General features: G+C 75.7%; 18 protein-coding genes. 10 read left to right on the top strand and 8 right to left on the bottom strand.

Translation table 11 applies throughout. The features are described from left to right. Positions 1–150: 150 nt before the first annotated feature. Positions 151–471 carry a hypothetical protein gene (locus WCD41_RS17085; protein WP_337714667.1) on the bottom strand — a complete coding sequence of 107 codons (321 nt, stop codon included), beginning with the start codon at positions 469–471 and terminating at the stop codon, positions 151–153. Between the two features lie 114 nt (positions 472–585). Beyond that, positions 586–948, bottom strand: a complete 363-nt coding sequence (locus WCD41_RS17080; RefSeq protein ID WP_337714666.1) for a chorismate mutase — start codon at positions 946–948, stop codon at positions 586–588. A 449-nt stretch (positions 949–1,397) separates the two neighbouring features. Between WCD41_RS17080 and pcrA the strand changes: the two genes are divergently transcribed. Beyond that, a complete protein-coding gene (gene pcrA / locus WCD41_RS17075) occupies positions 1,398–3,719 on the top strand; it encodes a DNA helicase PcrA (protein ID WP_337714879.1) in 2,322 nt (773 codons plus the stop codon). A 109-nt stretch (positions 3,720–3,828) separates the two neighbouring features. Here pcrA and WCD41_RS31235 read toward each other — a convergent pair whose 3' ends face one another. After that, positions 3,829–5,043, bottom strand: a complete 1,215-nt coding sequence (locus WCD41_RS31235) for a M23 family metallopeptidase (RefSeq protein WP_337714665.1) — start codon at positions 5,041–5,043, stop codon at positions 3,829–3,831. Between the two features lie 329 nt (positions 5,044–5,372). Next, the gene (locus WCD41_RS17065) at positions 5,373–6,341 is read right to left on the bottom strand and encodes a lipase family alpha/beta hydrolase (RefSeq protein ID WP_337714664.1); all 969 of its coding nucleotides are present in this window, start codon (positions 6,339–6,341) and stop codon (positions 5,373–5,375) included. A gap of 296 nt (positions 6,342–6,637) precedes the next feature. Here WCD41_RS17065 and sucC point away from each other — a divergent pair, with 296 nt between their 5' ends. The 6 genes from sucC (at position 6,638) to purH (ending at position 14,504) form a co-directional block, all read left to right on the top strand. Then, complete coding sequence (gene sucC / locus WCD41_RS17060) at positions 6,638–7,810, top strand: ADP-forming succinate--CoA ligase subunit beta (RefSeq protein WP_337714663.1); 1,173 nt, start codon at positions 6,638–6,640, stop codon at positions 7,808–7,810. A gap of 1 nt (position 7,811) precedes the next feature. Further along, positions 7,812–8,696, top strand: a complete 885-nt coding sequence (gene sucD / locus WCD41_RS17055; RefSeq protein WP_337714662.1) for a succinate--CoA ligase subunit alpha — start codon at positions 7,812–7,814, stop codon at positions 8,694–8,696. A gap of 70 nt (positions 8,697–8,766) precedes the next feature. Next, complete coding sequence (locus WCD41_RS17050; protein ID WP_337714661.1) at positions 8,767–10,533, top strand: DUF5336 domain-containing protein; 1,767 nt, start codon at positions 8,767–8,769, stop codon at positions 10,531–10,533. Positions 10,534–10,694: 161 nt separating this feature from the next. Continuing rightward, a complete protein-coding gene (locus WCD41_RS17045) occupies positions 10,695–12,218 on the top strand; it encodes a cell division protein PerM (protein ID WP_337714660.1) in 1,524 nt (507 codons plus the stop codon). A gap of 61 nt (positions 12,219–12,279) precedes the next feature. After that, positions 12,280–12,897, top strand: coding sequence for a phosphoribosylglycinamide formyltransferase (gene purN, locus WCD41_RS17040; protein WP_337714877.1), 618 nt, complete (start codon positions 12,280–12,282; stop codon positions 12,895–12,897). Continuing rightward, positions 12,894–14,504: a bifunctional phosphoribosylaminoimidazolecarboxamide formyltransferase/IMP cyclohydrolase gene (gene purH / locus WCD41_RS17035; RefSeq protein WP_337714659.1), complete on the top strand. Its 1,611-nt coding sequence runs from the start codon at positions 12,894–12,896 to the stop codon at positions 14,502–14,504. Before purN ends, purH begins: the two co-directional genes overlap by 4 nt. Here the strand turns inward: purH and WCD41_RS17030 are convergent. From WCD41_RS17030 to WCD41_RS17020, 3 genes are all read right to left on the bottom strand, one after another. Then, entirely contained in the window at positions 14,501–15,400 is a 900-nt protein-coding gene (locus WCD41_RS17030; RefSeq protein WP_337714658.1) for an alpha/beta hydrolase fold domain-containing protein, read from the bottom strand. The genes purH and WCD41_RS17030 overlap by 4 nt on opposite strands. A 10-nt stretch (positions 15,401–15,410) precedes the next feature. Then, positions 15,411–16,784, bottom strand: coding sequence for an MFS transporter (locus WCD41_RS17025; RefSeq protein ID WP_337714657.1), 1,374 nt, complete (start codon positions 16,782–16,784; stop codon positions 15,411–15,413). Positions 16,785–16,857: 73 nt separating this feature from the next. Further along, positions 16,858–17,628, bottom strand: coding sequence for an NAD-dependent epimerase/dehydratase family protein (locus tag WCD41_RS17020; RefSeq protein ID WP_444876304.1), 771 nt, complete (start codon positions 17,626–17,628; stop codon positions 16,858–16,860). Positions 17,629–17,744: 116 nt separating this feature from the next. Here WCD41_RS17020 and imuA' point away from each other — a divergent pair, with 116 nt between their 5' ends. Both imuA' and WCD41_RS17010 read left to right on the top strand, forming a co-directional pair. Continuing rightward, positions 17,745–18,623 carry a DnaE2-dependent mutagenesis accessory factor ImuA' gene (gene imuA', locus WCD41_RS17015; RefSeq protein WP_337714655.1) on the top strand — a complete coding sequence of 293 codons (879 nt, stop codon included), beginning with the start codon at positions 17,745–17,747 and terminating at the stop codon, positions 18,621–18,623. Next, positions 18,620–20,326, top strand: a complete 1,707-nt coding sequence (locus WCD41_RS17010) for a DNA polymerase Y family protein (RefSeq protein WP_337714654.1) — start codon at positions 18,620–18,622, stop codon at positions 20,324–20,326. The genes imuA' and WCD41_RS17010 overlap by 4 nt, the downstream gene beginning before the upstream one ends. Positions 20,327–20,328: 2 nt before the next feature. Here the strand turns inward: WCD41_RS17010 and WCD41_RS17005 are convergent, their stop codons facing one another. Beyond that, positions 20,329–20,739 carry a RidA family protein gene (locus tag WCD41_RS17005; protein WP_337714653.1) on the bottom strand — a complete coding sequence of 137 codons (411 nt, stop codon included), beginning with the start codon at positions 20,737–20,739 and terminating at the stop codon, positions 20,329–20,331. A 79-nt stretch (positions 20,740–20,818) separates the two neighbouring features. Here WCD41_RS17005 and WCD41_RS17000 point away from each other — a divergent pair, with 79 nt between their 5' ends. After that, a complete protein-coding gene (locus WCD41_RS17000; RefSeq protein ID WP_337714652.1) occupies positions 20,819–21,184 on the top strand; it encodes a winged helix-turn-helix transcriptional regulator in 366 nt (121 codons plus the stop codon). Positions 21,185–21,235 lie beyond the last annotated feature (51 nt).

Raw genomic sequence — 21,235 nt, 5'->3', positions numbered from 1 at the left:
GTCGTCCGGGGGAGGAGTGGCCATCGTTCGTGTGTGGTCGCCCAGCGGGCGTGTCACCGAGATCGACTGAACGCGGATCTTCGCCGGGCGGACAGGCACGACGTCATGCACCGTCCGGCGCGAGAGAGGGACCGCCCGGCTCAGCCGGCCTCAGGACGGCGGGGCGGCGAGGCGCTTGCGGGCGCTCTGCAGCTGGCTCGTCGCGGCGAGACCCACCCCACCGCCGACGAGCAGCCCGACGACGTCCATGGCGGTGGAGTCACCCAGAACGAGTAGCAGCGCGACGAGGGCGCCCAGAGCGAGTCCGCCGGCGGCCGGCAGCCGCTTGCGCGCGTCGGTGGCGAGGTGCGAGGCGCCCGGGCGCTTGGAGGCCACCGACGAGATCATGAACAGGTAGCCGCCGTAACCGACCGCGGCGAGCAGGCTGAGCACCGTGACGATCGTGGCGATCAGATCGATGACCGTTCCCATGACACCAGCCTGCCACCACACGCGTGTGGTCGGTGCTCGCCGCGACCCTGGTGTTGGCCGGGGTCGGGCGGTGGTGCGTCAGGGTCGGGTCGTCCTCGGACCCTCTTCAGGTCGTCAGCGCCGGCCGCCGAGGCGGCCCCGGCCGAGACGCAGGAGCAGCATGCCGAGCTCGCGGCCCTCGGCGCCGAGGTCGCGGAAGCGGGCGAGCACCTGCATCTCGCGGTTGTAGACGATCCGCGGGCCGCCGGCGGCCATGCGGGTGAGGCCGATGCGCTGGGAGATCTCGGTGCGCCGCTGGATGAGCCGCAGGAGCTCGGCGTCGATGGCGTCGATCTCCTCGCGCAGCTCGGGGATCTCCTCGGAGCTCGCCGGGGTGAGCGCCGGGGGGCCGGGGTCGGCGTCGACGGGTGCGTCGTCGTCGTCGGTGGTGGGGGTGGTGGGGGTGGTGGGGGTGGAGTCGCTGGTCGCAGCACTCACGGGATCGGCCTCCAGGGTGTGTCCGGTTCTCTGGGTCGCTCCTGGTCACGACCCCGGACACGAGAACGCCCCGGGGTCCGTGGACTCCGGGGCGGCGTGGGTCGGGCGCGGCAGGCGCGTCAGATGTCCACGGGCACCGGGGTCCGGTACCCGTAGAAAAATCGAGCGGTCTGCGCGAGCACGCCGGTCATCATGCCACCGCGCTCCTGCGGCGCCAACCGTCCGCTGTCGGGGGGCCCCGGTAGCGTGGACCGACGATGAGCACCGGTCCTGCCACCCGCCCCGCCGGGTCCGCCGCCGCGTCGGGTCCCCCCGCGCGCTCGGCGGCCTCCGCCCTGTCGCGGCGGCTCGCCGCGGCCGCCGCCGGCGGTGGTGACGCGGGTGCCGGCGCGGCGCTGCGCCGCTCGACCGACGCGCCCGATCCCGCCGACGATCCGCTGCTCGAGGGCATGAACCCGCCCCAGCGCGAGGCCGTGGTGCACACGGGGTCGCCGCTGCTGATCGTCGCGGGCGCCGGGTCGGGCAAGACGCGGGTGCTCACCCACCGGATCGCCTGGCAGATGCGCCACCAGGGGGTCGGGCCGGGCCAGGTCATGGCCATCACGTTCACCAACAAGGCGGCCGCCGAGATGCGCGAGCGCGTGGCCGCCCTGGTGGGCCGGCGCGCCAACGCGATGTGGGTCTCGACGTTCCACTCGATGTGCGTGCGGATCCTGCGCCGGGAGTACCGCCACCTCGAGCTCAGCTCCACGTTCTCGATCTACGACGCCGACGACTCCCGGCGCCTGGTCGCGTCGGTGGCCCGCGGGCTCGACCTCGACGCGAAGAAGTACTCGCCGCGGGGCCTGCTGGCGCGCATCTCGGCGTGGAAGAACGAGCTGGTCTCGCCCGTCGAGGCCGTCGACGCCGCCACCACCGAGGCGGAGAAGCGCACCGCCGAGGTCTACACCGTCTACCAGCAGCGTCTGCAGCAGTCGAACTCCCTCGACTTCGACGACCTCATCGGCCGCACGGTCGACCTGCTGACGCGCTTCCCGGACGTCGCCGAGTACTACCGCCGCCGCTTCCGGCACATCCTCGTCGACGAGTACCAGGACACCAACCACGCGCAGTACATGCTGGTCCGCGCGCTGGCGGCCGGCAGCGACGACGGCTCGGTGAAGCCCGCGGAGCTGTGCGTGGTGGGCGACGCCGACCAGTCGATCTACGCCTTCCGCGGCGCGACCATCCGCAACATCGTCGAGTTCGAGCGCGACTACCCCGAGGCGCGCACCATCCTGCTCGAGCAGAACTACCGCTCCACCCAGCGCATCCTCACCGCGGCCAACGCCGTCATCAGCCGCAACCCGGAGCGTCGCGACAAGCGGCTCTGGACCGACGCGGGCGACGGCGAGCTGGTCGTCGGCTACGTGGCCGACAACGAGCACGACGAGGCCGCGTTCGTCGCCTCCGAGATCGACCGGCTGGTCGACGCCGGAGAGGTGCGCTTCGGCGAGGTCGCGGTGTTCTACCGCACCAACGGCCAGTCCCGTGTCTTCGAGGACGTGTTCATCCGTCTCGGGCTGCCGTACAAGATCGTGGGCGGGGTCCGCTTCTACGAGCGCCGCGAGGTCCGCGACGCGATGGCCTACCTCAAGGTGCTGTCCAACCCCGAGGACACGGTCTCGCTGCGGCGCATCCTCAACGTCCCCAAGCGCGGCATCGGCGACCGCGCCGAGTCGGTGGTCGCCGACGCGGCCGACCGTGAGCGCATCACCTTCGCCGCCGCGCTGCGCCGTGCCGCCGCCGGCGAGGTCCACGGGCTGGCCACGCGCTCGCAGCGCAACATCGCCGACTTCGTCGAGATGATGGACGGGCTGGCCGCCACCCTGGTCGAGGGCGCGCCGGTCGACGAGGTCCTCGACGCGATCCTCGACCGCTCGGGCTACCGCGCGGAGCTCGAGGGCTCGGAGGACCCGCAGGAGCAGTCGCGGCTCGAGAACCTGCAGGAGCTGGTCAGCGTCGCGCGGGAGTTCGTCCAGGACGCCCGCAACGCCGAGGGGCTCGAGGAGTCGACCGACTCCGCTGACGAGGACGTCCCGGCCCCGACCGCCGACGGCGTGCCCGAGCCGGGGTCGCTCGAGGCGTTCCTCGAGCGGGTGTCGCTTGTGGCCGACGCCGACTCGATCCCCGACGGCGGCGACGGCGTCGTCACCCTGATGACCCTGCACACCGCCAAGGGCCTGGAGTTCCCCGTCGTGTTCGCGACGGGCTGGGAGGACGGGGTGTTCCCCCACTCCCGGGCGCTGGCCGACCCGGCGGAGCTCTCCGAGGAGCGCCGGCTCGCCTACGTCGGCATCACGCGGGCGCAGAAGCGGCTCTACCTCTCGCGCGCCGTCATGCGCTCGGCGTTCGGCCAGCCTCAGGCCAACCCGCCGTCGCGGTTCCTCGACGAGGTGCCGGCCGACGTGTGGGAGTGGCGGCGCGTCGAGCCCAGCTCCGAGCGCTCGTCGCCGGTCGGTCGCACGCGGTTCGGCTCCGGGCGCTGGGCGAGCCCCGGCACCGACCTGTCGGGGCGCACCTCCCGCCCGTCGCCGATGCGGCCGGACTGGAAGGAGGCGCCGACCATCTCGCTCGAGGTCGGCGACCGCGTCACCCACGACAAGTACGGCCTCGGCACGGTGGTCACGGTCGACGGCGTCGGCTCGCGGGCCACGGCCACCATCGACTTCGGCTCCTCGGGCACCGTGCGGCTCATGCTCATCGGCGGCGTGCCGCTCACGAAGCTGTAGGCGCGCGCCGGCGGCGCGCGAGCGGCACGTCTGCGCTGACACCCCCCCACGCACGACGAGGGCCCCGGAGCGCGTGCTCCGGGGCCCAGGCCGTCTTGCGGGGAGCGGACTAGTCCTGAGGGGAACCCAGCGAGATGCCGCGCTCGGCGAGCCACGGCAACGGGTTGATCTTCTGACTGCCGTTCTTCCACACCTCGAAGTGCAGGTGCGGGCCGGTCGACTGGCCGCGGTTGCCGATCTCCGCGATCTCCTCGCCCGCACGGACCCGCTGGCCCTCGCGCACGTAGGAGCGGTTGACGTGGCCGTAGACGTTGACCGTGCCGTCCTCGAGCTCCACGCGGACCCACTGGCCGAAGCCGCTGGCGGGGCCGGACTCGATGACGGTGCCGTCGCCGACCGAGACGATCGGCGTGCCGATCGGGCCGGCGATGTCGATGCCGCGGTGCGACGAGCCCCAGCGGGCGCCGAAGCCCGAGGTGAACCGGCCGTCGGCGGGCTTGACGAAGTCGGGGCGGGCGGCCTCGGCGGCGGCGCGCGCCGCGGCGGCCGCGCGGTCGGCGGCCTTGCTGAGCGAGCCCACCTGGTGACCCTCGTCGGCGTCGGAGGAGGACGTCGAGGACGCCGTCTGCGCCGTGTCCTCGGCGGCCGAGGTCACCGGCAGGACGCCCGAGGTGGCCGCGTCGAGGCCCGTGGCGCTGCCGGCCGAGGAGGACGAGGCGCCGGACGAGGAGTCCGTGCTCCCCCGGTCGGCGGCGAGGGCCAGCTCAGCGGTCGTCGGGGCGTCCCCGAGGGCCTCGAGGCCGGTGAGGCTGTGGCCGGCGGTCGCGAGGGCGCCGGCGGCCACGGCCGCGACGGCCAGGCGGCCGCGCAGGGGCGACGGGCCGCGCCCGGCGGGCGGTGCGGAGCGGGGGCCACGACGCGGGTCGACGTCCCGGCGCTGCGGCGCGCCCTGCGGGCGGGGCGCCTGCTCGCGCGGGAGCTCGCGGAGGGTCTCCTCGCGCGCGGGGCGACGGTGACCGCCGGTGGTGGGGCCCTGCGCGGGCGGCCCGGCCGGCCGCGCGGGCGGGCCGGGCGGGGGGCCGGGGCGGACGCCGACGGGGCGGGCGTGGAGCGGGCCGGGGGCGTGCCGGGGGCCGTTGACCAGCCCGGCGGCGTCACCGCCGCGCCGACCGCCGCGGGCGCCGAGCCCGGGAAGTCCCCCGGCGAGGCCGGAGAGATCGGGGAAACGCGGTCCCGACGGCCCGCCACCGGCGCCGGCGAGGGCGGGGGTGAGGCCGAGGGGAGCGAAGAGGGCGGACGGCGGGCGTGGGGAGCTGTGCGCCAAGACCATCCTTCCCGCTGATCGGGGCCGGTCGCGGCGACATCCAGGGCGGGTGGTTCGGGGAGTGCCCTGAGGAACGTCGGGGTCGTTCCGTATGTCGTTCGTGACCTGGCCGTGATGAGGACGGCCAGAAAGTAGCGACGAGGTCACGGCCGGAGCAAACGACAGGAGTGCCCCGAGCCGGTCGCTACGCCGTGCGTGCGGGCGTGCGCGCCGAGCGGTCGTCACCGGGTCGGGTGACAGAGGTTCGCTCGGTCGGCGGCTGCCGGACGGCTCGGCGCCCGTTCGGCCCAGCCGCGGCGCCCGCGGTCACGTCCCGCCAACCGCTCGGCTCAGCTCGCGATCGCTCCGGCCCGGCCGCGGCGGTCCCGCACCGGGCGGCGCGACAGCAGGCGGGTCACGAGGTGCACGACCTCGGGATCGATGGTCATCGAGAGGTGCCCGACGTGCTCCAGCTCGACCTCGGTGACCTGCAGGTCGGGGTGCACCAGACGCGCGGCCCGCTGCGGGATGATCAGCTGGTCCTGGCGGCTCCACACCGCGAGGAAGCGGGTGCGGCAGTCGGGCGCCGGCTCCTCGAGCTCGCGCAGCAGGTCGGAGCCCGGCTGCAGCTGCTGCGGGACGCGCGTGGGCGGCAGGAAGTGGGCGATGAGGCTGCCCTCGTGCGGGGTGCCGAGCGTGACGAGCGTGTCGACGCGGGCGTCGCCGCCGAGCCGCTGGACGTAGTAGCGCGCGATCAGCCCGCCCAGCGAGTGCCCGACGACGTGCACGCGGTCGGCCCCGGTGCTCGCGCACAGCCGCTCGACGTGGTGGCCGAGCTCGCGCGCGGCCTCCCGGATGTCCCCGGTGAACGCGGTGAGGACGCTGAAGTTCACCGCGTGCACCACGCCGAACCCGCGCCGGCGCAGCGCCCGCGCGAGCAGGGCGAAGATCGACCGGTTGTCGACGATGCCGTGGACGAGCAGCACCGGGGTCGTCGAGCTCTCCATGTCGGAGACGACGAGGCTGCGCTGCGCCGGGGACAGGGCCGCGGTGCGGTGGTGGACGAAGGTGCCCACCGGCCGCAGCACCTCGTCGACCAGGCCCCAGGGATAGAGGGACACGTGGACGGCCGTGTAGGCGACCTCGACCGCGAGGCCACGGACGCCCGCCGGCACGCCGAAGGTGCGCGCGACGTAGCCGAGCCCGCGCCACACGGCACCGGCGACGGCCGCCGCCGGCTGCTCCACGGTCCCCGGCGCGTCGGCACCCGATGCGTCCACCGGCGCCGGCGCCGGTGACATGACGCGCGTCACGTCCATGTGGTGGACGTTAAGCGGTGTTCACCGGGGTTTCTTCTCGGGGTGTGCGCCGGACCGATCAAGATCGGTGCGAGATGGGCCCGTTCGGGCCACGCCCGGAACGATTCAGGACACCGACGACCTGCTCGTGTGTCCGGCGTCGCCCCCGTCGCGGCGCCCGCGACCTGCCCGCGTGGATAGGGTCGCCGCGCATCCGTCGGGACGTGGGCGCTCCGCTCGCAGGAAGGAGCGCCGCGCGACCTCGCCCGGGACCGCCCGTCGGCGGCGGCCGGGGAGTTGGTGAGGAGAGTTCACGAGTGGACCTGTACGAGTACCAGGCGAAGGATCTCTTCGCCGCCCACGGGGTGCCGGTGCTGCCCGGTCGCACCGTCGACACCGCCGCGGAGGCGGAGCGGGCCGCGGAGGAGATCGGCGGCCCGGTCGTCGTCAAGGCGCAGGTGAAGACCGGGGGCCGCGGCAAGGCGGGCGGCGTCAAGCTCGCCCAGAGCCCGGCCGAGGCCAAGGAGAAGGCCGAGGGGATCCTCGGCCTCGACATCAAGGGCCACATCGTCCACCGCGTCCTGGTCACCGCGGCCAGCGACATCGCGGAGGAGTACTACTTCTCCTTCCTGCTCGACCGCTCGAACCGCACCTTCCTGGCCATGTGCTCGGCCGAGGGCGGCATGGAGATCGAGGAGCTCGCGGTCGAGCGCCCCGACGCGCTGGCCCGGGTGCCGATCGACCCGATCGCCGGCGTCGACCGTGCGAAGGCCGACGAGATCGTCAAGCAGGGCAAGCTGCCCGCCGAGGTCGCCGACGAGGCCGCGCAGGTCATCGTCAAGCTGTGGGACACCTTCGTCGGCGAGGACGCCACGCTGGTCGAGGTCAACCCGCTGGTGCGCGACCCCGAGAGCAAGATCGTCGCGCTCGACGGCAAGGTCACGCTCGACGAGAACGCCGAGTTCCGCCACGAGGCGCACTCCCAGCTCGTCGACGAGAAGAGCCAGAACCCGCTCGAGGCCAAGGCCAAGGAGTCGGACCTCAACTACGTCAAGCTCGAGGGTGGCCAGGTCGGCATCATCGGCAACGGCGCCGGGCTGGTCATGTCGACGCTCGACGTCGTCGCGTACGCCGGTGAGCAGCACGGCGGCATGAAGCCCGCGAACTTCCTCGACATCGGCGGTGGCGCGTCGGCCGAGGTGATGGCGGCCGGACTCGACGTCATCCTCGGTGACGACGACGTGCGCAGCGTCTTCGTCAACGTCTTCGGCGGGATCACCGCGTGCGACGCCGTGGCCAACGGCATCGTCGAGGCGCTGAAGATCCTGGGCGACGACGCCACGAAGCCGCTCGTCGTCCGCCTGGACGGCAACAACGTCGACGAGGGCCGTCGGATCCTCGCCGAGGCGAACCACCCCCTGGTCACGGTGGTGGACACCATGGACGACGCGGCCGCCAAGGCCGCCGAGCTGGCAGCGGCAGGGGCCTGAGATGTCGATCTTCCTCAACGAGAACAGCAAGGTCATCGTCCAGGGGCTCACCGGCTCCGAGGGCATGAAGCACGGCCGCAAGATGCTGGCCGCGGGCACGCAGCTCGTCGGCGGCGTCAACGCCCGCAAGGCCGGCACGTCCGTCGAGATCGACGGCACGAACGTGCCGGTGTTCGGCGGCGTCGAGGAGGCCATGAAGGAGACCGGGGCGGACGTCTCGGTGCTCTTCGTGCCCCCGAAGTTCGCCAAGGACGCCGTCGTGGAGGCGGTCGACGCGGGCATCGGCCTGGCCGTGGTCATCACCGAGGGCATCCCGGTGCACGACTCCGCCTGGTTCTGGGCCCACGCCACCGCGAACGGCAACCGCACCCGCATCATCGGGCCGAACTGCCCGGGGATCATCTCGCCAGGGAAGTCGCTCGCGGGCATCATCCCGGCGAACATCTCCGGCCCCGGCAAGATGGGGCTCGTGTCCAAGTCCGGCACGCTGACCTACCAGATGATGTACGAGCTGCGGGACATCGGGTTCTCGACGGGTATCGGCATCGGCGGCGACCCGATCATCGGGACGACGCACATCGACGCGCTGGCGGCCTTCGAGGCCGACCCCGACACCGAGGCGATCGTCATGATCGGCGAGATCGGCGGCGACGCCGAGGAGCGGGCCGCCGACTACATCAAGGCGAATGTGACCAAGCCCGTGGTCGGCTACGTTGCGGGGTTCACGGCCCCCGAGGGCAAGACGATGGGCCACGCCGGCGCCATCGTCTCGGGCTCCGCGGGGACCGCGCAGGCCAAGAAGGAGGCGCTCGAGGCCGCGGGGGTGAAGGTGGGCAAGACTCCCACCGAGACCGCCGACCTCGCGCGCACCCTCATCCAGGGCTGACCCGGGTCCCCGGGCCGCCGCCGCACCTCCGCCGACCCACCCGACGCCGCCGTCCCCGGGAGGACACCTCATGAGCTCACCGACGCAGGGCCCGCCCCCGGGCGGCCCGTCCGGTCAGCGACAGGGCCAGGGGGCGTCCGGGCCGGGCGGCTGGGGCGCCGGCGGCGGCTCGTACGGGTCCGCCCCGTACGGAGGATCCTCCTGGGCGGGCGCCGGGCAGCAGCCGTACGGCTCACCGGGCTCGCCCGGTCAGGGCGGTCAGGGCGGCCAGGGGTACGGAGCCCAGGCTCCGGGGCAGGGCTTCGGTCAGGCCCCGGGGCAGGGTCCTGGTCAGGGTCCCGGCCAGGCTCAGAGCCCGGGGTGGGGGCAGGCGCCGGGTGCTCCGGCGCCGTCGTCGCAGGCGACCTCGCCCGCCTACCCGAGCACCGGCGGCTTTCCCCCGGCCACCACCACGATCACGGCGACCGAGGCCGGCGGCGGCACCACCGGCACCACCGGTCCCGGCGCGTCGGGCGGGGCGGCGGGATCGGGCGCCGAGCGGGGCATCGCGCTGGGCGCCGGCGTCCTCGCACTGTTGGCCTACGTGCTGACGTTCTTCGCCTCCGCCGAGGCCTCGGGCGTGGCGTCCGACCTCAGCGCGGCCTTCGGGTCGCTGTTCTACATGCCGCTGGTGCTCGCCGGCGGGCTGCTCACCGCGGCGTCGCTGCTGCCCCGCGGCCCGCGGACGCTCGTGCCGGGCGCGGTCGTCGGGGTCACCGGCGCGCTCGCCATGCTCCCGCTGCTCGCCTACGCCGACGCGCTGCTCGTCGTGCAGGTCGTGCTCGCGGTCCTCGCGGCGGTGGCCTCGGTCGTCGCCACGCTCTTCGCCACCGGCGTGATCAGCGCTCCGGCCGGCCGGCCGGCGGCGTCGGGCTTCGGGGCGGCGCCGGGTGCCGGCGCGGCCGCCGGCCCGCCGCCGACCATGGCGGGCCCGTGGGCCGGCCCGGGTGGGCCCGGGGGCCAGGCCGGTCAGGGCGGTCAGGCCGGTCCGCCGTCGGGCGGCATGCCCTCGGCGGGCCAGCAGCCGGGCTACGGCGGCCCGGGGTCGTTCACCGGCCCGGGTTCCGGGCAGTTCGCGGCTCCGCGGGGCCCCGGTCAGGCCGGTCAGGCCGGTCAGCCGGGCCTCGGTGGTCAGGGTGGCCAGGGTGGTCAGGGCGGCCAGGGCGGTCCTGCCTCGGGTCCGCCGTCCGGCCCGTTCGGCGCCGGCTACGGGTCCGCCGCGGCGACCACCCAGGTCGTGCCGGGCGCGACCGCGGCCGGCCAGGGCGGTGACGCCGGGTCGTCCACGTCGCGCGGCGACGACGTCGCCCCGGGCTCGGCGAGTGCCTCCGGGTCCGCGGCCGCTGGGTCGCTCGGTTCCGCGGGGTCGCCCGGTTCGGCGGGCTCGCTCGGCTCCGCCGGGTCGCCGGGGAGCTCCGAGGCCGCGGGCACGACCGTGACGCCGAGCGGTGCCGGCGCGGGTCCCGTCTCCGGCTTCAGCTCCTACGGGTCCGGCGCCGGCGCGGGGTCCTCGGACGCCGACGGCCCGAGCACGCCGCCGCAGGGCACGCCGCAGGCCCCGTCCGCGAGCTCGCCGTCCTCGACCTCGTCGTCGTCCCCGTCGTCCTCGTCGGGCGGCAGTTCCACCCCCGGCTACGGCATCCCGTCCACCGGGTGGGGCGCGCCCTCGGGAGGGTCCAACGGCCCCGCGGGCCCGCCGCCGGCCGACGAGCGGCGCGGAGCGCACGAGTCGGGCGAGGACCCCGGACGCCCCCAGAACCCGGAGGACCGCCGCGGCGAGTGGGGCTCGCCGCGGTAGGCACGGACCGCACCGGCCACACCGGCCAGGCCGTCCCGGCGTGTCGCGCGATGAGGATGTGGCGTTCCTGGCGTCGGACGCCAGGAAAGCCGCATCGCTCGCACCCCGGGGGCGCGGCGTGGCGGCGGGTCCCGACCGCCGGGGTTTGACAGGGTCGGACCGTGAGCGCCCCGGCCGGCCAGTCCCCGCGACGCGGCGGCCGCGGGCGCGCCGAGACCTCCCCGGCGTCCCCGAGACCGGGCACGCCGGGCTGGCTGCCCGTCCTCGCGCGCGTGGCGCTGCTGCCGCCCCTGGTCTGCTACGGCGTGGCCGTGGTGCTCGCCGGGGTGGTCGCCGCGCTCGCGTCGGGAACGACGCCGGGCGGTGAGCCCGGTCTCGGTCAGGCGCTGGCCGTCGGTGTCCCGCTGTGGTTGGTCGCGCACCTCGTCCCGCTGCAGGTCACGGGCGTCCCGCTGGGGATGCTGCCCCTCGCCCCCGCGCTGCTGCTCGCGACGCTGATCGCCGTGGAGGCGCGCGGTGCCGTCGGGCGCCTGGAGCGCGGCGGCGACGGGCGGGCCGCGGGCCTGCTGCACGGCGTCGGCGTCCCCGTCGTCGCCACCGTCGCGGCGGCGCACGCCGCGATCGGTGTGTTCGCGGCGGCGATCCTCACCCCGGAGACGGTGGTCGACGCCTCGCCCGGCCTGGCCGGGGTCGTCTGCGGTGTGCTGGCCGGGCTCGCGGCTCTCGCCGGCGTCGCGCGGCCGTGCGGGCTGCTCGCGCTGCCCCGCCGCCTGCCGGCGTGGGCCCGCCACGGCCTGCAGGGCGGCCTGCTCGCGACGACGGCGCTGCTGACCGCGGGCGCGGGTCTGCTGCTCGCCGCCCTCCTCGCGGACGCCTCGTCGGTGCGGGGCGTGCTGGCCGACCTCGCCCCCGAGGCCGGCAGCGGCGCCGGGCTCACGCTGCTGACGCTCGCCTACCTGCCGAACGGGGTCGTCGCGGCCGCGTCGTGGCTCATCGGCCCCGGGGTGTCGGTCGGGGCCGCCTCGGCGACGCCGACGGCGATCACCTCGGGCCTGCTGCCACCGATCCCGCTCGCCGCGGTCCTCCCGCAGAGTGCCCCGCCGACCTGGGCGGGTCTCGCATTCGCCGTCCCGCTGGCGATCGGCAGCCTCGTAGGGTGGCGCCTCGCCCCCACGGCCCCGGACGCCCCGTCGCGCGTCAAGGCCACCGTCACCGCCGCCCTCGTCGCGGCCGTGCTCCTCGGGCTCGCGGCGTCGCTGTCCGGCGGCCGGCTCGGCGCCGGGCCGTTCGACCCGGTCGAGGTGCCGGCCGGGCCCGTCGCGTTCGCGGTGCTGGGCTGGATCCTCGTGCCGGGGCTCGTCGTCGCGCTGCTCGCCGTCCCGCTCGGCACCCCACCCGCCCGTCGCCGGCCCGCGGCCCGGACACGTCGGGGCGCGGACGTCGTCGTGGAGGTCACGCAGGACGAGCCCGGGCCGGTGGCGGAGGACGACGACGGTGACGACGGCGACCACGGGGACGGGACCGCCATCGACGGGGCCGCCGACGAGGGCGAGGAGACGGACGACGCGGACGACGAGGACGGCGAGGACGGCGAGGACGCGGACAGCGAGGACGACGACGGCGCGCCGAGCGTCACGTCTACCTCGACCGAGGGCGTCCGGCCAGGTGGGACGCCCCGCGGTTAACCTGGACCCCGACATCCACGGCGGCCGGGGAGCAGCGCTGACCACCACCGAGCAGCACCGGTTGCGTCTGCCCGTGCCCGCCCGCGTCGTCGTCCTGGCCTCCGGGTCGGGGAGCCTGCTGCAGGCCCTGCTGGACGCGTGCGACGCCGACGACTACCCGGCGTCGGTCGTCACGGTCGTCTCCGACCGCACGGCGGTGGGGGCGCTGGACCGTGCGACGGCCGCGGGCGTCGACACCGCGGTCGTGCCGCCCGCCGACCACGCCGACCGGGCCGCCTGGGACGTCGCGCTGGCCGACACCGTCGCGGCCGCGGAGCCCGACCTCGTGGTGTCCGCGGGGTTCGCGCGGCTGCTCGGGACGGCGTTCCTGGCGCGGTTCGGCGGCCGCACGATCAACACCCACCCGGCCCTGCTGCCGGCGTTCCCCGGCGCGCACCCGGTGCGCGACACCGTCGCCTACGGGGTGAAGGTCACGGGGGCGACGGTCCACCTGGTCGACGCCGGCGTCGACACCGGCCCGGTGCTGGCCCAGGAGGCCGTCACCGTGGCGCCCGACGACACCGAGGACACGCTGCACGAGCGCATCAAGGTGGTGGAACGGCGGGTGCTCGTCGAGACCGTCGCCGCGCTGGCCCGCCACGGGGCCACCGTCACCGGACGAGGAGTGAGGATTCCGTGAACGCTGGGACCGCCACCGAGGCCCAGGCCGCCGCCGACGTCGAGGGTCGGCGCCCGATCCGCCGTGCGCTGGTCAGCGTGTTCGACAAGGCAGGCCTGCTCGACCTCGCCACCGGGCTGCACGCGGCCGGGGTCGAGGTCGTCTCCACCGGCTCGACGGCGGCGCGCATCCACGACGCCGGCGTCCCGGTGACCCGGGTCGAGGAGGTCACCGGGTTCCCCGAGTGCCTCGACGGGCGGGTCAAGACGCTGCACCCGCGGGTGCACGCCGGGCTGCTCGCCGACATGCGGCTGCCCACCCACACCGAGGCGCTCGAGTCGCTGGACATCGCGCCGTTCGACCTGCTCGTCGTGAACCTCTACCCGTTCACCCAGACCGTCGCCTCCGGTGCCTCGCCCGACGACTGCGTCGAGCAGATCGACATCGGCGGACCGGCGATGATCCGGGCCGCGGCCAAGAACCACGAGTCGGTCTCCGTGGTCACCGACCCCACGCGCTACGCCTGGGTGCTCGAGCAGGTCGCGACGGGCGGGGTCTCCCTCGCCGACCGGCGCGCGCTCGCCGCCGAGGCCTTCCGGCACACCGCGTCCTACGACGTCGCCGTGGCGTCCTGGATGGGCAACGTGCTCACCTCCGATGCCGAGCCTGGCTCGCCGTTCCCCGGCTGGGTCGGCACCACCGCCCGGCGCCGGGCCGTGCTGCGCTACGGCGAGAACCCGCACCAGGCGGCGGCGCTCTACGGCGACCCGGAGGTCACCTCGGGGATCGCCGGCGCGACGCAGCTGCACGGCAAGGAGATGTCGTACAACAACTACGTCGACACCGACGCCGCCTGGCGCGCCGCGCACGACCACGACGGGATCTGCGTGGCGATCATCAAGCACGCCAACCCGTGCGGGATCGCGGTGGGGACGGGTGACGACGACATCGCCGCCGTGCACCGCAAGGCCCACGCCTGCGACCCGACCAGCGCCTTCGGCGGCGTCATCGCGGCGAACACCGAGGTCACCGTGGCCATGGCCGAGACCGTCTCGGAGATCTTCACCGAGGTCATCGTCGCCCCGTCCTACGCCGACGGCGCGGTCGAGGTGCTGGCCCGCAAGAAGAACATCCGCGTGCTCACGGCGACGTGGGCCCCGTCGCCGGTGGAGCAGCGCCCGATCTCCGGCGGGCTGCTGCTCCAGCAGCGCGACGCGGTCGGCGCGCCCGGCGACGACCCGGCGAGCTGGACCCTCGCGTGCGGCGAGGCGGCCTCGCCGGAGCTGCTGGCGGACCTGGCGTTCGCCTGGCGCGCCTGCCGGGCGGTGAAGTCGAACGCCATCCTGCTCGCCCACGACGGCGCCACCGTCGGCGTCGGCATGGGTCAGGTGAACCGGGTCGACGCCGCGCGCCTCGCGGTCACCCGCGCCGGCGACCGCGTGCGCGGCGCCGTGGCCGCCTCCGACGCGTTCTTCCCGTTCCCGGACGGCTTCGAGGTGCTCGCCGCGGCCGGGGTCGCGGCGGTCGTCCAGCCCGGCGGATCGGTGCGCGACGAGCAGACGATCGAGGCCGCGCAGCAGGCCGGCGTGACGATGTACCTCACCGGCACCCGGCACTTCGCGCACTAGAGCAGCTGTCGGCCCAGCCACTCCCCGGCCCGCGCGAGCGCCTCGGCGGCCTCGGGGTAGACGCCGACGCCGAGCTGGAAGAAGTGCTGCATCTGCGGCCAGACGTCCAGGGTGACGGGGACGTCGGCGAGCGCCGCCGCACGGGTCACGGCCAGGGCGTCGTCCAGGAGGACCTCGTGGCTGCCGACCTGCACCAGCAGGGGCGGCCAGGCCGCCGCGACGTCCGCGGGCGCCGCGAGCGCGGACGAGGCGGCGGGATCGGTGGGGTCGTGGCCGTCGAGGTACTGGCGGGCCATCCGGGTCAGGCTCTCGCGGCTGCACTCGAGGTCGACGTCGCGGCGGTCGACGAAGGACGCGGACGCGCAGCGCAGGTCCGCCCACGGCGACATCAGGTAGGCGGCGGCCGGGCGGGGCAGCCCGGCGCGGGCGGCGGCGAGGAGCGTCTCCAGCACCAGTCCGCCCCCGGACGACTCGCCGACGAGTACGAGGTGCCGGCTCGGGACCCCCTGCTGCTCGAGCAGCCAGCGGGCGGCCGCGACCGCTGCGTCCACGTCCTGCGGGTACGGGTGCTCAGGGGCGAGCGGGTAGTCCAGCAGCAGCACGCGGGCGTCGAGGGCGAGCGCCAGGTGGCCGGCGAACTTGTGCCGCGAGGCCGGCGAGGTGATGACGTGCCCGCCGCCGAACAGGTAGAGCACGGTGCTGGTGGCGGTGGCGCCGGTGACCCAGACGCCGGTCACGTCGCGCTCGGCGACCGGTGTCCAGGTGACCCCAACCGGTGTCGCGGTGAGGTCCTCGGCGTGCTCCCCGGCCTGGCGTTGCGCCGTGAGCGGCATGTCGGCCATGCGCGGCGCCTGCCGCAGCATGTCGGCGAACTTCTCGGCCTCGGCGCTGACCACGGGCGTCTCCTCAGGCGGGTACGGGGTCGGTGGTCTCGGCGGTGCGCCGCCGGGGCCACTGGCTGATGAGGGTCGCCACGCCGGCGACGAGCAGGAGGGCGGCGATCGCGACGAGGGTGAGCGCCAGCCCGGCCCGGGTCGGCGGGTGCGGGCCGACGGCCTCGATGACCGCGGTGGCGGCGACGACACCGATGCCGCCGACGCAGATGAGCGAGGTGAGCATGACCGAGGTGCCCTCGGCCGAGCGCCGGGCCGGCAGGACGTTCTGCGCGGCGAGCGGACCGAGGCCGTACCCCATGCCGGTGGTCAGCCCGCAGAGCCCGAGCGCGACGACGTAGAGCGGGAGCGACCCGGCGGCGGCCAGCAGGACGAGCGCCGGCGCGCAGGCCAGGACGGACACGGCCATCACCAGCCCGGCGGGCACCTTCGTCGTCACCCATCCGGACAGCGGCCCGCAGGCCGCCAGCCCGACCGACGACACGCAGAACGCGAGCCCGGCCGCGGCCGCGGGCAGGCCGCGCAGGGTCTGCAGGTCGATGGTGGCGGCGACGATGTAGGTCACGGTCCCGATGTTGGCGAGCGTCCCGGCGACGCAGAGCAGGACGAAGAGCCGGTTGCGCACCAGGGACGGCCGCACCAGCGGCGCCGGGGCGTGGCGCTCGCGGACCGCGAAGGCGGCGAGCAGCGCCAGCCCGCCGAGCAGCGGGCCCCAGGTGGCCGGGGTGGTCCAGCCCTGCACGCCGACGTCGTCGATGGCGACGCTGACGGCCACCAGTCCGCCGACGACGGCGACGACGCCCCACCAGTCCAGGGTCCGGAGGTCGCGGCCCGCCTCCTCGTCGCGGGACGTGCGCATCCGCCGCCCGCCCCAGAGCGCGAGCAGGGCGACGGGCACGTTGACGAGGAACACCCAGCGCCAGCCCACCGTCGACGACAGCACGCCGCCGACGACCGGTCCGAGCGCGGTGCCGACCCCGGAGACACCGAGCAGCACCCCGGTGACCTTCGGACGCTCCTCGGCGCTGGTCGCGTTGGTGACCAGGGCGAAGCTCGACGGCATGATCATGGCCGCGCCGACGCCCTGCGCGACGCGGGCGCCGATGAGCAGGGGCACCGAGCTGGCGAGCCCGCAGACGAGCGAGCTCAGCCCGAACAGCGCGATGCCGGTGAGCATGACCTCGCGCCGCCCGAGCATGTCGCCGAGCCGCCCGCTCGGGATGAGCAGCGCCCCCAGGGCGATCATGTAGCCGCTCAGCAACCACTGCAGGTCCGTGACGGTCGTGCCGAGCTCGACGGCCATCGTCGGCAGGGCGAGGCCGAGCGAGAAGAAGTCGAGCTGTACAGAACAGCCCCGCCGCAGCCGGTAGGAACGGCAACGAAGCACGCAACGTAGCCGCGGACGGGGCCATGAGGATGACGTTAGGGGTCGGCACCCCGGTCCGTCATCACGTTCCGTGTCAGATTTCGGCGTCGAACGGCGCTCCCGCGAACTCCCCGCCGACGTAGCCGTCGGTGTCGGCGGTCCGGTCGCCGACGTCGGCGGCGAAGCGCTCCGCGTCGTCCTGCGGGCGGTAGCCGATCTCGTGCGCGCCGGCCAGCGACCAGACCCGGCGGGTGTTGGCCGAGACGCCCCAGACGACGCGGAACCCGGGCGACGGGCAGGTCAGCGCGGCCTCGACGAGCCGGCCGCAGTCGTCGGGCGAGAGCCACGTGGCGAGCCCGCGGGCGTTCGGCGGGGTGTCGCTGCAGGTGCCGATGCGCAGGCAGACCACGTCGAGCGAGTAGCGGTCGTGGTAGAGGCTGCCGAGCGCCTCGCCGGTCACCTTGCTGACGCCGTAGTAGGTGTCGGGCCGGGTCGGGAGGTCGTCGGGGACGGGGTCGAGCGCGGGGTGGAAGCCCGCGGCGTGGTTGCTGCTGGCGAACACGACCCGGGCGACGCCGGCGCGGCGTGCGGCCTCGAACGCGACGTAGGTGCCGTGGATGTTCGTCGTGAGGACGTCGTCCCACGGCGCCTCGCCGCTGATCCCGCCGAGGTGGACGACGGCGTCGGCGCCCGTGCACGCCTCGGTCATCGCGTCGAGGTCGGTGACGGAGGCGGTGACGGCCTCCTCGTGCTCGCCGACGTCGTCCGGGGCGGTGACGTCGAGCAGGCGCAGCGTGCGGCCGGGGCGCGGGAGGCGGGCCCGCAGGTAGCCGCCGATCCGTCCGGCGGCTCCGGTGACGAGGATGTGCACGGGTCTCCTCCCCGCGATGCTCTCGGGTGACCTGACCCGCAGGGCTCGGCGGTTGTCGGGGGTGTGGGTTAGCGTTCTCCTCGTTCGAACACGTGTTCGAGGAGGCGGCTATGGGTGGTGCGTCGTCGTTGCTCGACGAGCAGGGTTCCCCGTCACGGCGGTGGGCCGACCTCGGGGTGGTGCGGGCGTCGGATCTGCGGGGCCGGCGGCGTCGGGCTCCGGAGCCGGTCACGCCCGAGGTCCCGGAGGAGGTGGAGGAACCGGCCGCGCCCGAGCCTCCGCGGGTCGACCGCGAGGGCAGCGCGGTGCTGCCGGTGGCCGGCCCGCTGGCCGGTCTCCTGCCCGACGGCGGGTTGCGGCGCGGGTCGGCGGTCGCAGTGTCCGGGTCGACGTCGCTGCTGCTCGCGCTGCTGGCCGAGGCCTCGCGGGCCGGGTCGTGGTGTGCGGTGGTGGGTCTGCCGGATCTCGGGATCCAGGCCGCGGCCGAGGCGGGGCTCGACCTGGCGCGCACGGCGTTGGTGCCGCGGCCCGGGCCGCGTCCGGCGGCGGTGGTGGCGGCGCTGGTCGACGGGGTGGACGTGGTCGTGCTCGACACCGCGCTGCCCGGCGTGCGGTGGCCCGCGGGCGACCGACAGCGGCTCGGCGCCCGGATCCGTCAGCGCGGGGCGGTCCTGGTGCCGGTGGGGGCGCCGGGCACGTGGCCGGGGGCCGAGGTCGAGCTGCGGGCCGAGGGCAGCGCCTGGGCCGGGCTCGGCGGCGACGGCACGGGGCGTCTGCGCTCGCGGCGGGCCCGGGTGCGGTGCGCCGCCCGCGGTCGTCCGGGTGAGCAGGAGGAGCCGTTGCTGCTGCCCGGGCCGTCCGGGACGTGCCTGCCGGACGGGGAGCTGCCGGTCGGGGCGCCGCTGACGGGGCCGCCGCGGCCCGCGTCGGGGTCGGCGCCGGGGTCGGCGCAGGGGCCGGCGCCGGCGCGCATCGGGGTGGCGGGGTGAGCGCGCCGGCGCGGGTGCTCGCGCTCTGGTGTCCGGACTGGCCGGTGGTGGCGGGCGTGCTCGAGGCGGGGCTGCCGCCCGCGCGCCCGGCGGCGGTCCTGGCGTCGCACCGGGTCGTGGCCTGCTCGGCGACGGCGCGGGCTCAGGGCATCCGGCGGGGGCTGCGGCGGCGCGAGGCCCAGGCCCGCTGTCCGGACCTCGCCGTGCTCGCCCGCGATCCCGAGCGTGACGCCCGCTGCTTCGAGCCGGTCGCGGCGGCGGTCGAGGAGCTCGCGCCGGGGGTCGAGGTGGTCCGCCCGGGGCTGGTCGCGCTCTCGGCGCGGGGGCCGGCGCGGTACTTCGGCGGCGAGGAGGTCGTGGCCGAGCGCCTGGTCGACCACGTGGCGGCGCGTGCCCGCGTCGAGTGCCAGGTGGGGGTGGCCGACGGGCTGTTCGCCGCGGGCCTCGCCGCGCGCCGGTCGTTGCTGGTGCCGCCGGGGGAGACCCCGGCGTTCCTGGCGCCGCTGCCGGTCACCGAGCTCGAGCTCGAGCCGGGGGTCGAGCCCGACACCGCCGGCGCCGACGACCACGCCAGCGCGACCCGCGCGGAGCTGATCGGGCTGCTGCGCCGGCTCGGGCTCACCACGCTGGGCGCCTTCGCCGACCTGTCGCCCACCGACGTGGCCTCACGCTTCGACGCGGCGGCGGTGCGGGCCCACCGGCTGGCCCGCGGGCTGGACGAGCGCCCGCCCTCGCGGCGCCGCATCCCCGACGAGCTCACCGTCGAGCTCCCGCTCGACCCACCGGTCGATCGGGTCGACGCCGCCGCCTTCGCCGCCCGCTCGCTGTCCGAGCGGCTGCACGAGGCGCTGGGCCGGGCCGGGCTGGCCTGCACGCGCCTCGGCGTGCAGGCCCGCACCACCGAGGGCGACGAGCTGGCCCGGGTCTGGCGCTGCGCCGAGCCCCTGACCCCGCACGGCACCGCCGACCGCGTGCGCTGGCAGCTCGAGGGCTGGTTGTCGCGGCGGGCCGGGAACAGCCGCGACGGCGGGCTCACCGTGCTGCGCCTGGTCCCCGAGGAGGTCGTCGACGCCGGGCGGCTGCAGCTCGGGCTCTGGGGCGAGGTCGGGGTGGCCGACGAGCGCGCCGTGCGGGCGCTGGTGCGGGTCCAGGGCCTGCTGGGGCCCGAGGAGGTGCTCACCGGGGTGCCCGGCGGTGGCCGCGGGCCCGGCGAGCGCATCAGGCTGGTGCCGTGGGGCGACGAGCGCACCCCCCGAGGTGCCGACCCGGAGGCACCGTGGCCCGGCGCGCTCCCGGCGCCCTCCCCGGCGCGGGTGCCGCCCGAGCCGCTGCCGGCGCGGGTGCTCGACGCGGACGGCGTGCCGGTGCGCACCGCCTCCCGCGGCCGGCTCACGGCCCCGCCGGCCCACGTCGCCCTCGGCACCGACCCGTCGGCCCCCACCGCGCCGGTCCGCGCGTGGGGTGGTCCGTGGCCCGACCCCGGCCGGTGGTGGGACCCGCGGGCGGTGGCCGGGGGCAGCCTGCGCGTCCAGGTCGTGTGCAGCACCGACGCCGACGAGATCGCCGCCGGGCGCGACCCCGAGCCCGACCCGGTGGCCGACCTCGCCCCCGATCCGGTGGCCTCCGGCGCCGACGCGGTCGGTCGTGCCCTGCTGCTGGTCCACCGCGACGGCCGCTGGGCGGTGGAGGGGATCTACGACTGACGTCAGGCGAGCACCGCTGTCGCTTCCAGCTCCACGAGGACGTCGGGCTCGAACAGGTACTCGACGCCGATGAGCGAGGCCGGCGGCATCGGCGTCGGCAGGCCGACCTCGGCGGCGACCCGCTCGACCCCCGCCATGAAGTCGGTGATCTTCTCCGGCGTCCAGCCGGTGACGTAGAAGGTCAGCCGCACCACGTCGTCGTACGTCGCTCCCGCCCCGGCGAGGCCGGTCGCGGTGTTGCGCAGCACCTCGGCGACCTGTCCGGCGAGGTCGCCCGGTGCCACCGGCGTCGCGTCCGCCTTCCGGGCGATCTGGCCGCTGACGTGCACCTGGCGCGTGCCCGTGGCGACCGCGACGTGGTGGTACGGGGTGGGCTGCATCAGGCCCTCGGGGGTGAAGCGCTGGACGGGCACCGGTTCTCCTCGCTGTCGGGCGACCAGGGATACCGGTGATACCTGGTCACCTCAGGGCACTTCAACGAGACTAGGTGTCGTGCCGGGAACCGAGCTCGTCGTCACGACGCCCCACCGCGAGCTGCTCGACCAGGTCCTCGACAAGTGGTCGCTGGCCGTCCTGGGCGAGCTCTGCGAGCGGCCCTGCCGCTTCAACGACCTGCGGCGCGCGATCCCGGTCGTGACCCAGAAGTCGCTCACGGCCACCCTGCGGCGCCTGGAGCGGAACGGGATCGTCGACCGCGTCGTCGTCAGCTCGCGGCCGGTGGCCGTCGAGTACCGCATCACGCCGCTGGGCAAGACCCTGCGACGTCCGGTCGACGTCCTCCTCGAGTGGGCGTCGGTCGCGATGCCGGCGATCGAGCAGGCCCGCGCGCGCTTCGACGCGGAGGTCCCTGCCGGCTGAGCGGGCGCCGATCGCGCCTCTCCTCTGTCGGCCCCGTCGTCTATCGTGTCG

The organism is Actinomycetospora aeridis (assembly GCF_037400275.1).
In the GTDB taxonomy this organism is placed as follows: Bacteria; Actinomycetota; Actinomycetes; order Mycobacteriales; family Pseudonocardiaceae; genus Actinomycetospora; species Actinomycetospora aeridis.
This window is presented reverse-complemented; position numbering and strand designations above follow the sequence as displayed.